At 43.0% G+C, this 18,220-nt stretch carries 19 protein-coding genes; 14 read left to right on the plus strand and 5 right to left on the minus strand.

Annotated features, from left to right (window positions below; translation table 11 throughout):
• Positions 1–6: 6 nt before the first annotated feature.
• The 4 genes from thiF to mutY all read left to right on the plus strand — a co-directional run bounded on the left by thiF (position 7) and on the right by mutY (position 3,799).
• The gene (thiF, locus tag AC0MXB_RS03690) at positions 7–618 is read left to right on the plus strand and encodes a sulfur carrier protein ThiS adenylyltransferase ThiF (protein WP_474038263.1); all 612 of its coding nucleotides are present in this window, start codon (positions 7–9) and stop codon (positions 616–618) included.
• A gap of 16 nt (positions 619–634) precedes the next feature.
• Positions 635–1,273, plus strand: a complete 639-nt coding sequence (gene thiE / locus AC0MXB_RS03695) for a thiamine phosphate synthase (RefSeq protein ID WP_474038265.1) — start codon at positions 635–637, stop codon at positions 1,271–1,273.
• Positions 1,274–1,296: 23 nt separating this feature from the next.
• Positions 1,297–2,601: a phosphomethylpyrimidine synthase ThiC gene (gene thiC, locus AC0MXB_RS03700; RefSeq protein ID WP_474038266.1), complete on the plus strand. Its 1,305-nt coding sequence runs from the start codon at positions 1,297–1,299 to the stop codon at positions 2,599–2,601.
• A 130-nt stretch (positions 2,602–2,731) separates the two neighbouring features.
• The gene (gene mutY, locus AC0MXB_RS03705) at positions 2,732–3,799 is read left to right on the plus strand and encodes an A/G-specific adenine glycosylase (RefSeq protein ID WP_474038267.1); all 1,068 of its coding nucleotides are present in this window, start codon (positions 2,732–2,734) and stop codon (positions 3,797–3,799) included.
• A 28-nt stretch (positions 3,800–3,827) separates the two neighbouring features.
• On the opposite strand, the gene AC0MXB_RS03710 is transcribed toward mutY, so the two are convergent.
• A complete protein-coding gene (locus AC0MXB_RS03710; RefSeq protein WP_474038268.1) occupies positions 3,828–4,067 on the minus strand; it encodes a hypothetical protein in 240 nt (79 codons plus the stop codon).
• 173 nt (positions 4,068–4,240) lie between these two features.
• Here AC0MXB_RS03710 and AC0MXB_RS03715 point away from each other — a divergent pair, with 173 nt between their 5' ends.
• The 6 genes from AC0MXB_RS03715 to cooS all read left to right on the plus strand — a co-directional run bounded on the left by AC0MXB_RS03715 (position 4,241) and on the right by cooS (position 9,082).
• Positions 4,241–4,828 (plus strand): CheB methylesterase domain-containing protein, encoded by a 588-nt coding sequence (locus tag AC0MXB_RS03715; RefSeq protein ID WP_474038269.1) that lies wholly within the window; start codon positions 4,241–4,243, stop codon positions 4,826–4,828.
• Positions 4,829–4,844: 16 nt separating this feature from the next.
• Positions 4,845–5,222, plus strand: coding sequence for a response regulator (locus AC0MXB_RS03720; protein WP_474038270.1), 378 nt, complete (start codon positions 4,845–4,847; stop codon positions 5,220–5,222).
• Positions 5,215–5,694 (plus strand): chemotaxis protein CheX, encoded by a 480-nt coding sequence (locus AC0MXB_RS03725; RefSeq protein WP_474038271.1) that lies wholly within the window; start codon positions 5,215–5,217, stop codon positions 5,692–5,694. The genes AC0MXB_RS03720 and AC0MXB_RS03725 overlap by 8 nt, the downstream gene beginning before the upstream one ends.
• Positions 5,691–6,152 carry a chemotaxis protein CheX gene (locus AC0MXB_RS03730; protein WP_474038272.1) on the plus strand — a complete coding sequence of 154 codons (462 nt, stop codon included), beginning with the start codon at positions 5,691–5,693 and terminating at the stop codon, positions 6,150–6,152. The genes AC0MXB_RS03725 and AC0MXB_RS03730 overlap by 4 nt, the downstream gene beginning before the upstream one ends.
• Before the next feature lie 98 nt (positions 6,153–6,250).
• Positions 6,251–6,904 (plus strand): TerC family protein, encoded by a 654-nt coding sequence (locus tag AC0MXB_RS03735; RefSeq protein WP_474038273.1) that lies wholly within the window; start codon positions 6,251–6,253, stop codon positions 6,902–6,904.
• A 54-nt stretch (positions 6,905–6,958) separates the two neighbouring features.
• The gene (gene cooS, locus AC0MXB_RS03740) at positions 6,959–9,082 is read left to right on the plus strand and encodes an anaerobic carbon-monoxide dehydrogenase catalytic subunit (RefSeq protein ID WP_474038274.1); all 2,124 of its coding nucleotides are present in this window, start codon (positions 6,959–6,961) and stop codon (positions 9,080–9,082) included.
• Positions 9,083–9,136: 54 nt separating this feature from the next.
• On the opposite strand, the gene AC0MXB_RS03745 is transcribed toward cooS, so the two are convergent.
• The 3 genes from AC0MXB_RS03745 to lgt form a co-directional block, all read right to left on the minus strand.
• On the minus strand, positions 9,137–10,072 hold the full coding sequence (locus AC0MXB_RS03745; protein WP_474038275.1) for a metal-dependent hydrolase: 936 nt from the start codon (positions 10,070–10,072) through the stop codon (positions 9,137–9,139).
• A gap of 110 nt (positions 10,073–10,182) precedes the next feature.
• Entirely contained in the window at positions 10,183–11,607 is a 1,425-nt protein-coding gene (locus AC0MXB_RS03750; RefSeq protein ID WP_474038276.1) for an amino acid permease, read from the minus strand.
• A gap of 79 nt (positions 11,608–11,686) precedes the next feature.
• Positions 11,687–12,466 carry a prolipoprotein diacylglyceryl transferase gene (gene lgt, locus AC0MXB_RS03755; protein ID WP_474038277.1) on the minus strand — a complete coding sequence of 260 codons (780 nt, stop codon included), beginning with the start codon at positions 12,464–12,466 and terminating at the stop codon, positions 11,687–11,689.
• A gap of 119 nt (positions 12,467–12,585) precedes the next feature.
• On the opposite strand from lgt, the gene AC0MXB_RS03760 reads away from it, so the two are divergent.
• Entirely contained in the window at positions 12,586–15,342 is a 2,757-nt protein-coding gene (locus AC0MXB_RS03760; RefSeq protein WP_474038278.1) for a PAS domain S-box protein, read from the plus strand.
• 17 nt (positions 15,343–15,359) lie between these two features.
• Here the strand turns inward: AC0MXB_RS03760 and AC0MXB_RS03765 are convergent, their stop codons facing one another.
• Positions 15,360–16,055: a metallophosphoesterase gene (locus AC0MXB_RS03765; RefSeq protein WP_474038279.1), complete on the minus strand. Its 696-nt coding sequence runs from the start codon at positions 16,053–16,055 to the stop codon at positions 15,360–15,362.
• A gap of 177 nt (positions 16,056–16,232) precedes the next feature.
• Between AC0MXB_RS03765 and AC0MXB_RS03770 the strand changes: the two genes are divergently transcribed.
• The 3 genes from AC0MXB_RS03770 to AC0MXB_RS03780 all read left to right on the plus strand — a co-directional run bounded on the left by AC0MXB_RS03770 (position 16,233) and on the right by AC0MXB_RS03780 (position 18,181).
• Positions 16,233–16,661, plus strand: coding sequence for a DoxX family protein (locus AC0MXB_RS03770; protein ID WP_474038280.1), 429 nt, complete (start codon positions 16,233–16,235; stop codon positions 16,659–16,661).
• A gap of 26 nt (positions 16,662–16,687) precedes the next feature.
• Positions 16,688–17,416 carry a DODA-type extradiol aromatic ring-opening family dioxygenase gene (locus AC0MXB_RS03775; protein WP_474038281.1) on the plus strand — a complete coding sequence of 243 codons (729 nt, stop codon included), beginning with the start codon at positions 16,688–16,690 and terminating at the stop codon, positions 17,414–17,416.
• A 123-nt stretch (positions 17,417–17,539) separates the two neighbouring features.
• Positions 17,540–18,181 (plus strand): RNA polymerase sigma factor, encoded by a 642-nt coding sequence (locus tag AC0MXB_RS03780; protein WP_474038282.1) that lies wholly within the window; start codon positions 17,540–17,542, stop codon positions 18,179–18,181.
• Positions 18,182–18,220 lie beyond the last annotated feature (39 nt).

Genomic DNA, 18,220 nt, shown 5'->3' on the forward strand with positions numbered 1-18,220 from the left:
TCTCTTGTGAACGCTTTCGAAACGTCTTTGGCGAGAATGATTGGCTGTGAGGCTTTAGCTAAGATTCAAAGTTTTAAAATTGGTATAGCCGGAGCTGGCGGGCTTGGTTCGAACTGCGCCGTTCATTTAGTGCGCAGTGGTTTTATCGATTTTACGATTGCTGATTTTGATGTGCTTGAGCCAAGCAACTTAAATCGTCAATACTACTTTTCCCGGCAGATTGGTTCTTTAAAGGTTGAGATGCTGCGGGAAAATTTGACGGCCATTAATCCGGCGGCGCAAATTCATACAGTAGCTCAAAAACTGGATACTGATGATTTTAGCAGGGTTTTTGCGGATTGCCATGTGGTCATTGAAGCCTTTGATAAGGCCGAATATAAGAAGAAAGTTATTGAAGCGTTGCTTTCTTCCGACAAACTGCTTGTAGGGGCTTCCGGACTTGCGGGCATGGGCGACAGTGACGCGATTACGATTCACCAGATAAAAGAACGTTTCTTTTTAATTGGTGATTTAGTGACAGGTGTAGGAGTGGATCAGCCGCCTTTAGCGCCGCGTGTGGCAGTGGCAGCGGCTAAACAGGCTGATGTAGTTTTGCGATACGCTTTAGGCATGATTTAGGGAAAGGAGTATTTTTATGAAAAAGCAAGATTGTTTGGGAACAGACTTGTATGGATTGACTGGTGAAGTTTATTCCCAAGGCCGTAGCAACATAGATATTGTCACAGCCATGTTAAAAGCAGGCATTCAAATTATTCAGTATCGGGAAAAAGAGAAAAAGCAGCGCTATAAGTATGAAGAATGTCGCCAGATTCGCGCTCTTACGCAAGAATATAACGCGACCTTTATTGTAAATGACGATATTGAAATTGCCAAACTTGTGAAAGCTGACGGGGTACATATTGGACAAGAAGATCTACCAATTGAATTGGTCCGTCAAATTGTGGGACCTGATATGATAATCGGTCTTTCTACCCATTCGCCACAGCAAGCGCAAGATGCCGTCAAACGGGGCGCTGACTATATTGGCGTTGGTCCAATTTTTGCTACTAAAACGAAAAAAGATGTGTGCAGTCCAGTTGGTTTTGATTATCTTGATTATGTCGTAAAAGAGATTGATCTTCCTTTTGTCGCAATCGGCGGTATTAAAGCTGATAATATTAATCAAGTTGCGGCTCATGGAGCAAAGTGTATTGCCTTGGTAACCGAGATTGTCGGCGCTGACGATATTGCCGCCAAAGTTATTGAGATTCGAAGAAATATGAAGCAAGCTTAAATAACAATAGAAGGAGTGTTACTATGACTTATAGTACGCAAATGGATGCAGCGAGACAAGGAATTATTACCGAACAAATGAAAGTTGTCGCACAAAAAGAAGGCATGGATGTTGAAAAGTTGCGAGGCCTTATTGCGACAGGCAAAGTAGTTATCCCTGCTAATAAGAATCATAAAAGCCTCAGCCCGGAAGGCATCGGTGAAGGACTGAGGACAAAGATTAATGTAAATTTAGGCGTATCGAAAGATTGTTGCGACTTAGATAGCGAAATGGAAAAAGTTAAAAAAGCCGTTGAATTAAAAGCGGAAGCCATCATGGATTTGAGCTGTTACGGCAAGACGCAGGAGTTCCGTCGCCGCGTGCTGGACTATTCGCCAGCCATGATCGGAACTGTGCCGATGTATGATGCTGTTGGCATGCATGATGCAGACCTAAAGGATATGACAGCCGACCAGCTCTTTGAAGTCGTGGAACGCCATGCAGCCGATGGCGTAGACTTTATGACGATTCACTGTGGTTTAAACCGGGCGACAGCCGAACGAGTCAAACGCAATCGTCGCTTAACTAATATTGTGTCCCGCGGCGGTTCGCTGCTGTTTGCCTGGATGGAATTGAATCAAGCGGAAAATCCTTTTTATGAGCAGTATGATCGCGTACTTGATATTTGCGCCCGCTATGATGTGACAATTAGTTTAGGCGATGCTTGCCGCCCTGGTTCGATTCATGATTCAACTGATGCAGCTCAAATTGCTGAGCTGATGACTTTAGGAGAGCTTACTAAGCGTGCTTGGGAGAAAAATGTACAGGTCATGATTGAAGGACCCGGTCATATGGCTCTCAATGAGATTGCGGCGAATATGGTCCTAGAAAAACGTCTCTGTCATGGTGCTCCTTTTTATGTGTTGGGACCACTAGTGACTGATGTGGCTCCTGGCTATGATCATATTACTAGCGCTATTGGCGGTGCTATTGCTGCAGCTAACGGCGCCGATTTTCTCTGTTATGTGACACCAGCGGAACATTTACGGTTGCCTAATTTAGAAGATATGAAAGAAGGTATTATCGCTTCGCGAATTGCTGCTCATGCGGCTGATATTGCCAAAGGCATTCATGGAGCTAGAGATTGGGATAATAAAATGAGCAAAGCAAGAGCCGATGTGGATTGGAAGACCATGTTTAATTTAGCCATTGATCCCGAAAAAGCCAGACGCTATCGTCAGGAATCGGCGCCAGAAGAAGAAGAAACTTGTACGATGTGTGGTAAGATGTGCGCTATGCGCAATATGAATAAGATTTTAAACGGTGAAGAGGTCACTGTAAAAGACTAATTTTTGCCTAATAAATCTTTATTAAGGAATATTTATATAAGATAAAAAAGACTTGTCTTTACGAGACGAGTCTTTTTTACTATAATAAACTGTATTGAATTTTTTATTAAAAGAGGTAAGGGGGAAGATCATGGAGCTAGCCAAAGCTTTATTAACTTGGTACAAAGCGGAAAAGCGAGATCTTCCTTGGCGGCGAGATCAAGATCCTTATAAAATATGGGTATCTGAAATTATGTTGCAGCAGACGCGGGTGGAGGCGGTTATTCCTTATTTTGAGCGTTTTTTATCCCGATTTCCGACTATTGAGAGTTTGGCCGCTGCGCCAGAAGAAGAAGTTCTGCAATACTGGCAAGGCCTTGGCTACTACAGTCGGGCGCGTAATCTTCATAAAGGCGTACAGGAAGTAGCTGCTGCTTACGGCGGGAAAATTCCCGTTTGTCCAACTGAAATCAAAAAATTGGCTGGTGTTGGCGACTATACAGCCGGTGCGATTGCCAGTATTGCCTTTCAAGTGGATTGTCCTGCTGTGGATGGCAATGTTATGCGCGTATTCAGCCGTCTTTTTGCTGTTGCGGAAGATATTAGTACAACAGCAGTAAAACGAAAAATTACTAAACTAGTTCACGATCAATTACCTCAAGGCGAAGCTGGCGACTTTAACCAGGCACTAATGGATTTAGGGGCTGCTGTATGTATACCAGGTAACCCGCGGTGTCAGTTTTGTCCGCTAACTGTATATTGTGAGGCTTTTAAGCTTGAAAGGACAAAAGAACTGCCCATAAAGCGGCCCAAAAAGCAGCCGCGTTCTGTCTATGTTACAGCGTCAGTGATTGTTTATAAAGAAAAATATTTAGTAATACAACGGCCTAAGACGGGACTTTTAGCGGGTATGTGGCAGTTTCCGGCGCAAGAGCTAGAAAGGCCGCAAGTTCTTGCGGAGAATGCTTCTTTTTGGGAGACGCAGGGAATTCAATTTGAAACGGGAGAGTTTCTTTGTGCGCTGACTCACACCTTTTCCCATATTCGCTGGTACTTGGAAGTGTATTGTTATAGCGCCAAAGTGATTCCCAAGGAGCTTGCTGCCAATTCTCCTGTTAAGCGTTGGTTGACTTGTTCTGAACTTAAAGATATTACTTGGGCAGGACCCTATGGTAAAATCGCGGCTATGATACTAGACAGAAATAGCCCCACTGCCTAGGGCAGCGGGGCTATTTACAGCTATAAAGTTATTTGGCTTTCGCCGGATCTTTTTTCTCTTTTCCAGCCTGACGACGCGAAAGTTCTTTTGTTACCATACGATAAGCCCCCCAGAAACAGAGGGGAACTAGAATAACTTTTACTGCTAAGTCAAGGGTTTCGTTGGATGGGTAAAAAAACATAACTGTTAAGCTGTAAATTGTAGAATAGACCAAATAGCTGAAATGCCATAAAACAAAACCAAGTGCAAGTGTATAAATGTATTTCAATGTGACAGCCTCCTTGTAACATCAAGTCTAATTATACTTGATACCTTGTTCGTTGAGCAAGTCACTTCCTAAAGAAATAGAGCGATTATTTTAGTAAGTACTGCTTCAGGGCAGGAAATTAGTAGGATCCTGTCGAAACGTTTTTATAATTTGAAGAAAACTGAGGTGAGCCTGTGGCATTTGATTTTATTTTAATTGCTGCATCTACAGGCGGACCAGCGGCTCTCAATGAAGTCTGTTCAGGACTTCCTGACAGGATCTCTTGTCCTGTCTTAATTGTGCAGCATATGCCGCCTGACTTTACAAGACTTTTAGCAGGTTCTTTAAGTAAAGTATGCAAATTGCCGATTGAGGAAGCAACAAACGGTCAAACGGTTTTGCCAGGTCATATTCTTGTAGCGCCTGGCGGCTGGCACATGACTGTAAAAAATGAGCGAGGCCGTAAGACGGTAGAGCTTTTGAATACCCCCTTAGTTAAGGGAGTACGTCCGGCTGCAGATGTTTTATTTGATTCGATAGCTCGGTCTTTTCCTAGACAGAAAATACTTGCTGTAATTTTGACAGGCATGGGAAATGATGGCTTAGACGGCGTTCGTCGGATGAAAGAAGCCTGTAATTGCTATTGCTTGGCCCAAAGCGAGGAAAGCTCTGTTATTTATGGCATGCCCCGCAGTGTTGTTGATGCTGGCTTGGCTGACGAAGTGATTCACTTAAAAGATATGGCTAAGAGAATCCATCAGCTTGTTCCATTTCAAAAATAGCGAAGGAGACGAATTCATGAAGTTGCGTGTGCTAATTTGTGACGATTCACCAATGATTCACTATGTGTTATCTAATCTTTTGGCAAAACTAGATTATGAAGTCTGTGGTATTGCTCATGATGGGCAAGAGGCTATAGAACAGTGTGCAAAAGCACTTCCTGATGTTATTTTACTTGATATTACGATGCCCGTTATGAATGGGCTTGAAGCGGCGCAACAAATTCTTCAAACTCACGAAGACATAAAAATTATCATTGTCAGTGCCATGGCTGATATAGAGATTCAAGAGCAGGCCAAGGCCCTTGGCATTTATGCTTATCTGAAAAAGCCAATTGATGATGAACAACTTGCTGCTCTGTTAGAAGCTGTTGAAAAGGAGAAAGCCCATGGATAAACGATTGACGGATCCTTTTTCCGCTAGTCTGGTTCGTATGGTTTTTGCTATGACGAAGCTACAGTGCACTTCTTTTGGTGCAACAAACTATTCGGTCAAGCCCATCACTTCGTTTGGCGTGGCTTCCTTAATTCATTTGACTGGTAAGATTTGCGGACGAATTATGCTTGACGTCGAAGCGGAAGTAGCGCTTGCTTTGACAGAAAAAATTACGGGAACGCGCTATACATCCGCTCGGGAAGAAGCCGTTTTGCTTACTTTAGCGGAAATTAATAATATTGTTACAGGTGATGCCGTGACCGCTCTTAATAATGAGTTTTCATTAGCTCTTCGTTCTTCACCGCCTATTGTTTTCGCTGGCGAGAATGCGGCGATTGCTTTGCCTAAAATCGAAACGGCTACCATGCTTTTTACAAGTTTGCCGGGGAATTTGCAATTGAGTGTTGCTTTTAGGGGAGGGCTTACTTCGTGAAAAGCGAGCAAATCAATCCTTTCTTGCAGGCTTTAGTTACTGTACTAGGTCAGTTTGGCCTCCAGCCTGTAAATAAAGGTGCTATGCAGTTGAAATCAGGTTTAACTATTGATAAAGAAGTAACGACTGTGTTAGGTTTAGTCGGGGAATTGCAAGGGAATGTAGCCTATTCTTTGGCAAAATCAACTGCGTTGCAGCTTGCTTCAACCATGATGATGGGCATGCCTGTCGCAGAACTTGATGAAATGGCGCAAAGCGCTATTTCTGAGTTTTCGAATATGGTTACAGGGACAGCGGCAAGCTATTTTTCTGAACAGGGCGTAAAACTTGATATTTCACCGCCTTCGTTAATTATGGGGGACAACCTATTAATGTCCGTGAGTTCGGCTACAACAGTTGCGATTACGATGCAGACGCCTGTAGGCGACATTGAAGTCAATATTGCTTTTGTTGCGTAAAAAAAGTTTTTTTGCAAATTACTAGTTATAAGACGAAGGAACAACCATCTCATAAAGAGATGGTTGTTTGCTTTTATCTAATAAACGCGGAGGGCGCCATGGAGACTGTTAGAATTCTTGCCAGCATTATTTTTATTAATTTGCTGCTTAGCGGTGACAATGCATTGGTCATTGCTTTGGCGAGCCGTAGTTTACCGCACCAAAAACAAAAAAAGGCAATTCTTTGGGGGAGTATTGGCGCGGTAGTGTTGCGCGTTCTGTTAACTTTTGGCGTTGTATTTATTCTCGCTGTGCCCTATCTTCAGCTGATTGCCAGTCTGTTATTACTCTCCATTGCCATAAAGCTGTTACAAGGGGAAAGCGAGTCAAAAGAGCGAATTGCCGCCGTTTCTTCTTTGGCAGAAGCGATTAAAATGATTATTACAGCCGATTTTATTATGAGCCTTGATAATGTAATTGCGATTGCCGCCGTAGCTAAAGGCAATCTGGTCTACCTGTTTCTGGGGCTTGCTCTTAGTATTCCAATTATTATGTTTGGCAGCCGTCTTGTTCAGCAAGCTTTAAGCAAATGGCCTGTGTTGATTTGGCTTGGTTCTATTTTTCTTGGCTGGACTGCTGGTGATATGGCGGGAGCGGACAGGCAAACGAAAGTTTTGTTAAGCAGTTGGCCCGCTCTATTAGAGTTATTGCCGTCACTTTTTGCTTGTTTTGTTTTGGCGGCAGGTCTATGGCTGAAAAGAAAACGTGCATAGGACGGCCTGTTCCAGGCAAAATAAAAGCAATGTCAAAATAGCTTGGAGGCATCTATGGAGAAAGAAAAAACTCTGATTCATTCAACCGATGAAGTGAGTCACGGCCAGGTGGAATCACTGTCAGGCGCAGGCGAGGCCAGTGGCACAAATTCGCCGGATGATCATTTTGATATTCATAAAAATCAACGTAAATACTATGAAATTACGCCATCGCCTGACCCCGATGAAGTTTTTTCCTGGCAGCGAGAGCATATTTCGCGGGGCGATCAGGGGCAAGAGAATTATCCGCTAAATATTATTCTTGATCCGGCGATGCGAGAAATGTATCAGCACGTTCATGCGCAGGGACTGACCAATGTGTTTGATCGTTACAGTCAACAAGAAAAAATTCGCTGTAATTTCTGTAAACAAGGGTTGTCATGCCAACTATGCGCTCAAGGGCCTTGCCGGATCAGTCCTAAAGTACCGCGAGGAACTTGCGGCGTTGACGCACATACGATGGTGGCGCGAAATTTTGTATATCGCCATGTAACAATTGGAACCGCTGCTAATATATTTCATGCTGGTCAAGCCGCGAGAACATTGAAAGCGGCGGCTACTTCGCCGGAAAGCGGTCTGAAAATTCGTGAACCGGAAAAATTGTTTTTTTATGCACGAGAAGCGGGATTAGGCGCTTTTTCTCAAGTGAATGAAGCAGCCATTGCTTTTGCCGATTTTTGTTTAGCTGATATCGGAAGGCCCTATTGGGAGGAATCGCTGTTAACGAAAGTATTTGCGCCTGTGAAACGGCGTACTCTTTGGTCTAATTTGGGGATTTTCCCTGGCGGCGGCAATAGTGAAGTTGCGTTGGCTCAGACGAAATGTATGACGAATTTGAATGCGGATCCCGTTGATTTTTTGCTTACGGCGGTTCGACTCGGCATAGCCAATGAATATCAAGGCCTCTTTGCGCTTGATATTTTACAGGAAATTCTTATGGGAACACAAAAAATTACCACACAGGAACAGAATATGGGACTGCTTGACAAAGAAAAAGTCAATATTATAACAAATGGTCATATGCCGCTCTTAGCACAAGTTCTTATTGCGAAAGCCTCGGAAGAAACTTGGCAGAAAAAAGCCCAGGAGATGGGCGCCGCAGGAATTCAAGTTTTAGGTCATGTCTGTGAAGGACAACAATTACTAAATTATCGCGGCATGCAGGAATTGAAAGCCTATCGGGGGCAAGAAGGCGAATGGCTGAGTGAAGAATATCTGCTTGCTACAGGCTGCGTCGATCTTTTCATGTTTGACTATAACTGTACTGTGCCAACTTTGCCTCTCTATGGCAAACGGTTTGGTACAAAGTTGATTAGTACACACGAGGTGATTCGGCTACCTGGGGTAGAAACGCTCGCCTTTGTTCCAGAAAAGATGGAACAACAAGCTGAGACGATTTTGCAAAAAGCCTTAGAAGCTTATCAGGAAAGAAAGGAACAAAATCGGCCTGTTTATATACCAAACTATACGACGAAATGCATGGTCGGTTTTAGTACCGAATCGGTCAAAGAGGCTCTTGGCGGTACGTGGGAGCCGTTGCTTGAAGCAATTAAGGCAGGAAAAATCCGCGGTGTTGCGACGATCGTCGGTTGTACTACAGCAGCCTATGGTCAGGGCGGTAGCAATATCTTCCGCATAACAAAAGGGTTAATTGCCAAAGATGTTTTGATTTTGTCAGGCGGCTGCACGTCGTCGGTCATGGAGTACACGGGGTTGACGCGGCCAGAAGCTGCGGCAGAATGTGGGCCAGGCCTAAAGGAAATTTGCCAAGCACTCGGCATTCCACCAGTTCTTTCTTACGGCGCTTGTGTTGATATTGGCAAGATGACGCAAACAGGCAAGGAACTAGCAGAAGCTCTCGGTGTGGATACGAAGGATTTGCCCTTAGTAATTGGCGCGCCGGAATATTTAGAGCAAAAAGCTGTAGCTGATGCTTGCACGGCCATTGCTTTGGGGTGGCTGGTACACGTGGCTCCTGTTCCTTCCGTAACCGGCAGTGATGTAGTCGTCAAAACACTTACAGAAACGACAGAAAATCTAGGATTAGGAAAACTCATGATTGAAACTTCCGCCGATAAAGCCGTAGAAATTTATCTGGATCATATCGAAGGAAAACGGCGAGCCTTAGGCCTCTCATAAGATGTAAGAATACCAAAAAAGCTGTCTCAGGATATTCTGAGGCAGCTTTAAAATTTATGGTGCTATAAGAATTTTTTGTTTGTAGGTAAATAGATAGGTCGTTTCTAGTTGCTTGTTTTGATTAAAGTGCATGAACCCCCAGTGAATAAATCCTGTTGGCGAAGTATAGCGCAAGTCAGAAATAGTGATACAGAAACTTGCCTCGGTTTTTGTGACAGAATAGTAGGGATAAGGTGTGAAGAACTGGAAGAATTGGTCTAGGCGCGTGCCTGTTCCCAAAGCTAGTAGAGCATTTTCCTCACTCATCGGTAATACTTTATTTTCGGTAAGAATCCCTGATAAAGTAGCGTAATTTCCCAGATGAATCTTTTGTTCGCTTTGCACAATATAATCCCAGCACAAGCCATGATTTAGGCTCGGCATAATATAAATGTGTCGGGCTGCTTGATTTTTATAGTGCTGTTGTAGCTTACCTTTGACAACATAGCGAAGTTGGTATTGGAGCAGAACATAGGCAGCAGCAAAACAGAGCGATTCAATACCTTGGTTTACTGAGGCTGGGGCAAGTAAAAAAGGGAGGATAATAAGGCAAAGCAGTATAGGATCAAATACTTTGAGCAACGGCTCAGATAAACGTTGTTTTTGCCACGGCCAAGCCACACTGGCGCCATGCGTATTAAAATAATCAAATATTATATGGCTGAAGCAGCCGCAAGCGGCCCACATAAACGACGCAGTAAAAGCATGGCCGTAAAGATATAATACGAGTCCAATGAGCAGCGACCAAACCAAAAGACCAGGCAAACTGTGAGATAATAAGCGGTGAGTTTTTAAGTAAGCCCAAGGACCTCTTAAGTGACTCACAATATCTAGATCAGGCGCCTCAGCGCCAAGCAGCGCAGCGAGATATACAGGATCATGCAAAGAAAAAGGATGTCCCGACAAACTGGCTACGGCAAGTCCTAAAGCAAGATGCGTTAGAGTATCCAAGGGAATTCGGCTCCTTTCCCGCTATAAATGCACGAAAAGTTTATAGACAAGGCTAAATTATAGCGGGAAAGGAGCAAAATGTCGATGGATCTTTCTGGCGAATCTTATGCTTATAATGGTTTTATCGGCAGGTCTTTTACGGGATTCATGCGTGGCTGCAAAAAGAAAATATAATAGCCATAAATTGCTGCTAAAATCGGAATACCTGCATAGAGAACGATACGTTGTGATTCGTCAAAGTAAAGACTGATAACAACAGCAAGGTTGAAGAAGATGGTTAAGTAAGGTACAAGCGGGTAAAAGGGAGTACGAAATCCTAGTTCGTTTAGTTTGCCGCCGCGGCGTAGAAAAGACTTACGGAATCGTAATTGACACCAGCCAATAATGACCCAGATCAAACAGCCAGTAAGGCCTGTGCTAGCCATGAGCCATAAGTACACAGTATCGGCAGCATATTCTTCTGTTAATAGCGATAATAAGGCTAATACAAGTGTAATAAATATACCATTAAAGGGGACTTTGCGGCTATTGGTTTTGCCAAGCCATTTAGGGGCAAGTCCTTCTTTCGCCATAGACCATAACAGGCGAGAACAGGCGTACAGAGCAGAATTGCCTGAAGACAAAGCTGAGGTTAGAACGACAAAATTCATAATATCTTTCGCGTAAGGAATTCCCATCATGCCAAAAACATGAGCAAAAGGACTTTCTAAGACGCCAGCGTCTTCCCAGGGAATCGTTCCTGTAAGCACAATCATAGCTAAAACATAAAATAAAATAATTCGTACTGTAATTCCATTGATTACCCGCGGAATATTTTTGCCGGGATTTTCGCATTCGCCAGCAGCAATGCCGACAAGCTCAGCGCCTTGAAAAGAATAGGTTACGGCAATCATCGTTAAAAAAAGAGCTTGAAAGCCTTTCGGAAACAGCGACCCCGTTTCATTGGCAAAGAAGTTAGAGAAACCTAGAGCAGCGCCGTGGTTCGAAAAACCAAACATCATACCAGCGCCTAAAATAATAAAAGCAACAATAGCGGTAACTTTAATGCTGGCAAACCAAAACTCCGCTTCCCCATAGGCTCTTACAGAAACTAGGTTTAGCAGAGCTAATACAATGGCAAAAGTACCGCACCACAAATAGGTCGGAATATTAGGAAACCAGTTATGCATGATAATACCGGCTGCAGTAAAATCAGTGGCGATGCAGATGGCCCAGTTTAGCCAGTAAAGCCAGCCGGTAGTAAAGCCGACGCCTGGAGAAATAAAGTGCGTAGCATAACTTTGGAAAGAGCCTGATACAGGCATAGCCACAGCCAGTTCGGCCAAGCAGAGTAAGACGAGATACATAATAAAACCGCCTACCATATAGGCGAGAATGGCGCCGAAAGGACCAGCCTGACTGATTGTTTGGCCGGAGCCGACAAATAGGCCTGTTCCGATGGTACCGCCAATAGAAATCATCAATAAGTGACGTGATTTCATGTCTCTTTTTAATGTTTCTGTTGGCATTATAGTGTTTTCTGTTTGTGCATTCAAAAAGAAGCCTCCTTATTTTATGGCAAATACGTATTAGTTGTTTCTTATTTTCTTATTTTATTATAGTAAAATAAGAGTGTCAACGATTGAGGGACTTGCGATCGATATGTCCGCGCCAAAAGAATAAGATGATGCCTAGCACAATGACTGATAAACTCGTAAGTTGAGCGGATTTAAGGCCAAATAAAAGCGTATTGTAGTCGCCGCGCAGATACTCCAGGAAAAAGCGGGCTGTGGAATACAGAATGGCATATAAAATAAAAACCTGGCCCTTGGCATAATGAGTCGTGCGAAAGATAAGCAGCAGAGCAAAAAGCACGATATCAATCTGACATTCCCAAACTTCGGCGGGCCAAAGTGGTTGTGCGCCATAAACATGGTAGGCTAAGGTGGTAGATGGATAGATAATGCCGAAAGGACCGCCTGTAGGATGACCAAAGGCGTCACCGTTTAATAGGTTGGCACTGCGTCCAATGGCTTGTCCTAACAACAACGCTGGGGCAATAAGATCAGCCATAACCCAGGTATCTATATGATGTTTTTTGGTATAAAGAATGCCAACTAGGGCCCCAGCGATTACACCGCCTTGGATCGCCATGCCGCCTTGCCAGACAAAGGGGATTTCTAAAAGATGCGAGGAGTAATAACCCCAGTCAAAAAAGAACACATCCCAGAGTCTGGCGCCGACAATCCCGGCAATGCCGCAGTATATGCCCATATCAGGAATATGCTTATGCCAACGACCGTCCTGTTTGGCAAAAAAATAAGCAACACCTGTAGCCAAAATTATACTTAGGCTTAAAATTAAACCGTAGGCGCGAATGGGAAAATCGCCGATGAAAAATAAATATTGATGCATAAGGACCTCCGTTTGAATTCTTTTTGTACATAAGTATACCACGACTTTTTTTGTTGCGTTGCGATTTTTAGCGGCATAAACTTTTATAGAACCTATTATGTAATATAGGAGGGCGCAGCATGGACCAAGACAATGTTCTGTGGCCTGATTATGGGGCTCTCTATGAAACTATGCCGATTAGTGCTTTTTTGCTTACAGAAACAGGCGAAATTTTGGCAGCTAATTCCCTCGGTATCGAGTTTATGAATCAATTTGCTCAGGAAGTCCCGCCAGGCTTTTTTGGTGGAATTTTATCGGCAAAACATCGCCTGGCTTTTCAGGCCTATCTTGAGGCTTTATTTGCCGGCAAGGAAGCTGTTGACTGTCAACTAGAAATTGGTAACCTAGAAAATGTTTGCCATGTTCTTTTAAAAAGCCGTGTTTTCTTCGACGTTTTGTTGCAGAAAAAACTGTGCCATACCTTTGTTATTGATATTACTGGCTATAAGCGCGGGCAAGAGGAGGCGGTTTCTGAGCACAAACGTTTGCGCCGCCAAATCAAGCAGGAGCGAAATTGCCATCAGCGAGAAGTGCTTACTTTACTTGATTCTCTCCCTGCTTTAGTTTTCTTTAAAAATCTCGGATGCATGTATGTAATGGCTAATCAGACTTTTTGTGATGCCGTTGGTTACTCGCTTGAAGAGATTATTGGCAAGACTGATTATGATTTGTTTTCAGCAAAGCGGGCTGATAAATACAGGCAAGATGATTTAATCGTTTTACGTGAAGGTCGACCGCTCTTTATTGGCGAAGAGGAAGTCATCTATGGCGGCATAAGCTATTCTGTCATTACGCGGAAAGTTCCAATTTGCGATGAAAATGATCAAGTAACAGGGCTTATTGGCTTAGTATTTGATATTCGCGAGATGAAAGAGGCGGAACAAGACTTAAGAGAGAGCGAGGAAAAATATCGTTTACTCTTTTCAAAAGAAAAAGATGCAATTATGCTGTTTGATGTTGCGAAAGACCATTTTATTGATGTGAATGAAGCGGCAGTTCAGCTATACGGTTATTCTCGCGAAGAATTGCTGCAAATGTGCGCACGCGATATTTATGCGAATTTAGATGGCGGTTCCCAAGAATTACATTTGGTAAATCAGTGCCTTATGGCTGTTGCACCGGAACAAGATAGTGAGCAGACTGCCTTTCATTGGCATAAAAAGAAAGATGGCACAGTATTTCCGGTGGAAATTGCTGCAGCTCCCTTTACTTGGAAGGGGAGGAATATGGTATGTGAAATTATTCGTGATATTTCAGGACAGTATAAAGTGGAAGCAGAACTAAGGCGGGCGAAAGCAACAGCCGAACAGTCGAATCGGATGAAAAGCGATTTTTTGGCTATGGTCAGCCATGAAATTCGAACGCCGATGAGCGGCGTTTTAGGCATGCTTGATTTGCTGCTAAAAACAAAACTAAATAATACACAAAAAAGAATGGCAGAAGCGGCTCATTTATCCGCAGAAAATTTACTTGTGATTATTAATGATGTCTTGGATTTTTCTAAAATCGAAGCAGATAAAATTACTTTTTCTTCGCTTAGTTTTTCTTTAACTAATTTGCTACAAGATACCTTAGAAATGATTCGGCCCATGGCAATGCTAAAAGGCCTTACCTTTGAATATTCCTGTGAAGATTTGGCGGCTCGTTATTTTAAGGGAGACCCCATTCGCATTAAGCAGATTTTACTAAATTTATTAGGTAATGCTTTAAAATTCACCGAAAGGGGAACCATACGTCTTAGTGTAAAGCAACAAGAAATATCATGTGAAAACGTCTGCCTGTTATTTACCGTAGAAGATACGGGAATCGGTATTGCCGACAAGGACGTGCAGGATTTATTTCAACCTTTTACCCAAAAAGAAAGTACTTCTTCGCGTCGTTACAGCGGGACAGGGCTTGGTTTGGCCATTTCTAAACGACTTGTTGAGCTAATGAATGGCAAGATTGGTGTAACAAGTGAATTTGGCAAAGGTTCCGCTTTCTGGTTTACTCTTTGTTTGCCAATTGCACTGGAAGAAGAACCTGAAATGACCGAAGCAGTTTTAGTGGTAGAAAGACCAGAGGAAAAAGCGAATAATGACTTTGCTTGTGTAAGATCGAATGATTATCGCATTCTCGTAGCTGAAGATAATCCGATTAATCAGGAAATTGTTTTACATTATCTTGAAACTTTGCAACTTGAGGCGACAGCTGTGAATAACGGCAAGGAATGTTTAGAGCTGTGGCGGGCGGGCGATTATGATCTTATCTTATTAGATTGTCAGATGCCGGAAATGGATGGCTTTGAAACAGCAAGACAGATTCGCCGTGCGGAAGAAACGCAGCAAAATGCAATTCCTATTATTGCTATGACTGCCTATGCGATGGAAGGGGACCGCCAAATCTGCTTAGCTGCGGGCATGGATGATTATATTAGCAAACCTTTAACGGCAAAACAGCTTGAGCAGATTTTGCGTCGTTGGCTGCCAGGTATCGGTCATGTTTTGGAAGAAAGCGTTCTGCGTGATCTTGCCTTGGGGAGTGGCGATGATCAAGGAAGCTTACTTCACAAATTAGTGTGTCTATTTCGTGAGCGTATGCCGGAAACAGTAAGTGAAATTGAACGGGCAAAACAAACTGGAGACATGACCCAGCTTAGTTATGCTGTTCATTCTTTAAAATCTGCCAGTGCTCATTTAGGTGCGTTACGCCTTGCTGATCTGTGCCGTCAAATTGAAGTAAGCCTTCAAAATGAGAAATTGGAAAAGATCCCGACACTTATTTCTCATTTGCCTAAAGAGTATGAGCTGGCGAATAGGGCACTGCAGGAATGGCTGAATGGTGCTAAAATAAAATAAGAGTGCTAAAAGCACTCTTAGATTTGTTTTAAAGTAAAATTTAGCGAATCACAAGAAACTAAATGATAGGTTGTTTCATTGCGCTTACCTTGAAAAGCGCCTTTGACCGATTGATCATGCAGGTGACCATAGAGACAATGTGTTACTTCATAAGTATCGATAAGATCAAGAATTTTATTTTGATCAGTCTGTGAGAAGAGAGGCGGATAGTGTAGTAAGACGATCATCTGACTATTCCCGTTTTTCCTGGCTGCAGCTAAGGAAGCGTCAAGTCGCAAAACCTCGCGGTCAAAAATTGCTTGGTCCGCTTCTTTGAAGTTAGGGTCCTGTGGCAACATCCAACCTCTTGTACCGCATAAAGCTAGATTTCTTTCCGGTAATTCATAAAAATTATTTTGCATAAAATGCAGTGAAGGCGGCGCTAAACGCTGCATTTTCCCAATTGTTTGCCACCAGTAGTCGTGATTTCCCCGAATCAAATATTTTTGGCCAGGCAGAGCGGCGATTGCTTCTAAATCAACAAGGGCGTCCTGCCACTTCATTGCCCAGGAGATATCGCCGACGAGGAGGACAGCATCTTCGTCGGTAACTTTTTTTTCCCAGTCGGCCTTGAGCTTTTCCCAATGGCCGCGCCAGTGTTCGCCGAAAATATACATTGGTTTGCTTGGCGGTTCGCCTGATAAGTGTGGATCGCCGAGGGCAAAAACATTCATAACGTAAGATCGTCCTTTCCCAAATAACTTACTTCTTTCCAGTATAGCTGATTTTCTTTTGCGAGTGCAACAAGGGAACAACTGAAAAAAATTACAAAAGACCGTATCCTTTTTTATTTTTTAGTGACTAACATAGAGAAAATAAAATTTTGATTACAAACGATAGGAGAGAAAAAAATGCAAAATTTGGTAAAGTGGCTTGATGAGAACAGAGATGAGGCTTTATTTGTCGTTCGTTTACTTATTGGTTTCATGTTTGTTTTTGTTCATGGCGGTCCCAAAATTATGGGAGGCGAGGCTGGCTGGGCAAAGCTTGGTTCAATGATTGGCGTGCTTGGATTTACTTTTGCCCCCGCTTTTATGGGATTCATTGCCGCAGTTTTTGAATTGTTGGGAGGTATCTTTATTTTCTTCGGTTTGTTTACTCGGCTCGGGGCATTAATGATTTTAGCGACTTTACTTGTTGCTGCTCCGACGATGCTTGTTAGTAAAGGCCTTTTTGCTGCGGCGCCAGCGATTGAAGATAGTCTGCTTATGATTCTTGTTTTGTTTAGCGGCGGTGGTAAATATAGTTTGGATTATCGCTTTTTTTCTAATAAAAATTAAATGATTGACCGCAGGGAGGGAAACCTGTGATTGTATCGACTTCCAATATTTATAGTATTATGTTACCGCCTGCCCCGCTATTATTAGAGCAGGCGGCAAAAGATCGTTCTTCCATGGTAATACAGGCGTTAGGCGATTTAGGAGCTCGCTTGAAGGCCTGGAATGTGGCTGCTGCTGTGGTTGTTTCTGACCAATGGCGAAGTCCTGATTCATTCTTTATTGATACATCAGCGCAGCACCAGACAAATAGCCATTATCCTTTGCCTGGCGACTCTGACTTAGCAAAGCGGCTTTTAAATGCTGGGAAAAAGAATTTGCTCTTTCCGGAAGCTGTTGTTTATGGTCTTGACGCTGCCATTACTGTACCGCTTCAATTTTTATTTCCGCAAGGCGATGTACCTGTTGTTCCTTTATCTATGGGCCTTTCGCCATTACATTCTTTTCGCTGGGGACGAACGATTGGTGAGGTGTTACGGCGAGAAAAGGGAAACTTTCTTTTTTTGACTACCGTGGAACCTAGTTGTTCGCTAATTGCATTTTTAAAGCAAAGTTCCTTTTCCGCTAACTCTTTATTTCAAGAGCAAATCAGCAATCTGCTTATGACGGGAGAAAGTAACAATACGTGCAGTTCTTTATTTATGTTGTTTGGTTTACTAGGAATCGATTATCTAAAAACGATGATTCGCATCGATGACTTTCTCGGTAACGCTTGGGAGGACGCCGTAGATGTTTCTTCAGGTCGGTTACTGCACTAAGTCTATTTTTAAATAGTTGTTGTCTGGAAAAAATATTGATATAATAATTGTTGTTTACTTAAAATGCTTTGCGGCAAGACGCTGCTTTAAAGAGAATGCTCTGGGTAAGGAGGAGTTGAGTTTATGGACAGTAAGGAATTGACTGTGGAAAATAGAATTCTTGCCCTCTATGGCCAGGGCGATACCGATGAGGCATTAAAGCTGTTTATTGCTGAATATCAAGGTCGTTTATATTCTTTAGCGTATCAGATGCTCAGTAATCACGATGATGCTATGGACGCTTTGCAAGAGATTTTATTTCAAGTAAATCGATCGCTACCGAAATTTCGCGGACAGTCAGGTTTGTATACTTGGGTATATCGTTTGGCTTCTAATGTATGTCTTACTTTTCGGAAAAAACGTCAGAAAATTAAACATCATGTTACTTTTGAGGACTCGATGCTGCAAAATGAGCTTTTGCCGATTGAACGACCCAATGAAGATCCTGATAAAATGTGCGAAACAAAATATAAGCAGTTTTTGGTACGCCAGGCCATCGCTAAATTGCCTGAGACACAACGCGTTTTGCTTGTTCTGCATGACTTAGAAGGCGTAACGATTGTGCAGGCAGCCCAAATTGTTGGCATTGAATTAAGTGCAGCCAAAGCACGACTGCATCGTGGCCGCGCGGCGTTAAAACGTTTAATTATGGAAGGTATGACTGTAAAAGGCATGGAAGGTGTGGGCTCTGCTTTATTTGGAGCTGCCGGAGAAGTTGTAGAATAATCGAGTAGGTTGTTGCACTAAAGCATTTTTCTATTTTAT

This window comes from Pelorhabdus sp. sgz311001 (genome assembly GCF_055901755.1).

What these genes read in the sequence shown, in the direction of transcription:
- AC0MXB_RS03725 (WP_474038271.1), top strand. Translation starts at nt 5,215, where the DNA reads ATGGATAAACGATTGACGGATCCTTTTTCCGCTAGTCTGGTTCGTATG.
- AC0MXB_RS03765 (WP_474038279.1), bottom strand. Translation starts at nt 16,055, where the DNA reads ATGAATGTTTTTGCCCTCGGCGATCCACACTTATCAGGCGAACCGCCA.
- thiE (WP_474038265.1), top strand. Translation starts at nt 635, where the DNA reads ATGAAAAAGCAAGATTGTTTGGGAACAGACTTGTATGGATTGACTGGT.
- lgt (WP_474038277.1), bottom strand. Translation starts at nt 12,466, where the DNA reads ATGCATCAATATTTATTTTTCATCGGCGATTTTCCCATTCGCGCCTAC.
- cooS (WP_474038274.1), top strand. Translation starts at nt 6,959, where the DNA reads ATGGAGAAAGAAAAAACTCTGATTCATTCAACCGATGAAGTGAGTCAC.
- mutY (WP_474038267.1), top strand. Translation starts at nt 2,732, where the DNA reads ATGGAGCTAGCCAAAGCTTTATTAACTTGGTACAAAGCGGAAAAGCGA.
- AC0MXB_RS03735 (WP_474038273.1), top strand. Translation starts at nt 6,251, where the DNA reads ATGGAGACTGTTAGAATTCTTGCCAGCATTATTTTTATTAATTTGCTG.
- AC0MXB_RS03770 (WP_474038280.1), top strand. Translation starts at nt 16,233, where the DNA reads ATGCAAAATTTGGTAAAGTGGCTTGATGAGAACAGAGATGAGGCTTTA.
- thiC (WP_474038266.1), top strand. Translation starts at nt 1,297, where the DNA reads ATGACTTATAGTACGCAAATGGATGCAGCGAGACAAGGAATTATTACC.
- AC0MXB_RS03720 (WP_474038270.1), top strand. Translation starts at nt 4,845, where the DNA reads ATGAAGTTGCGTGTGCTAATTTGTGACGATTCACCAATGATTCACTAT.
- AC0MXB_RS03760 (WP_474038278.1), top strand. Translation starts at nt 12,586, where the DNA reads ATGGACCAAGACAATGTTCTGTGGCCTGATTATGGGGCTCTCTATGAA.
- AC0MXB_RS03780 (WP_474038282.1), top strand. Translation starts at nt 17,540, where the DNA reads ATGGACAGTAAGGAATTGACTGTGGAAAATAGAATTCTTGCCCTCTAT.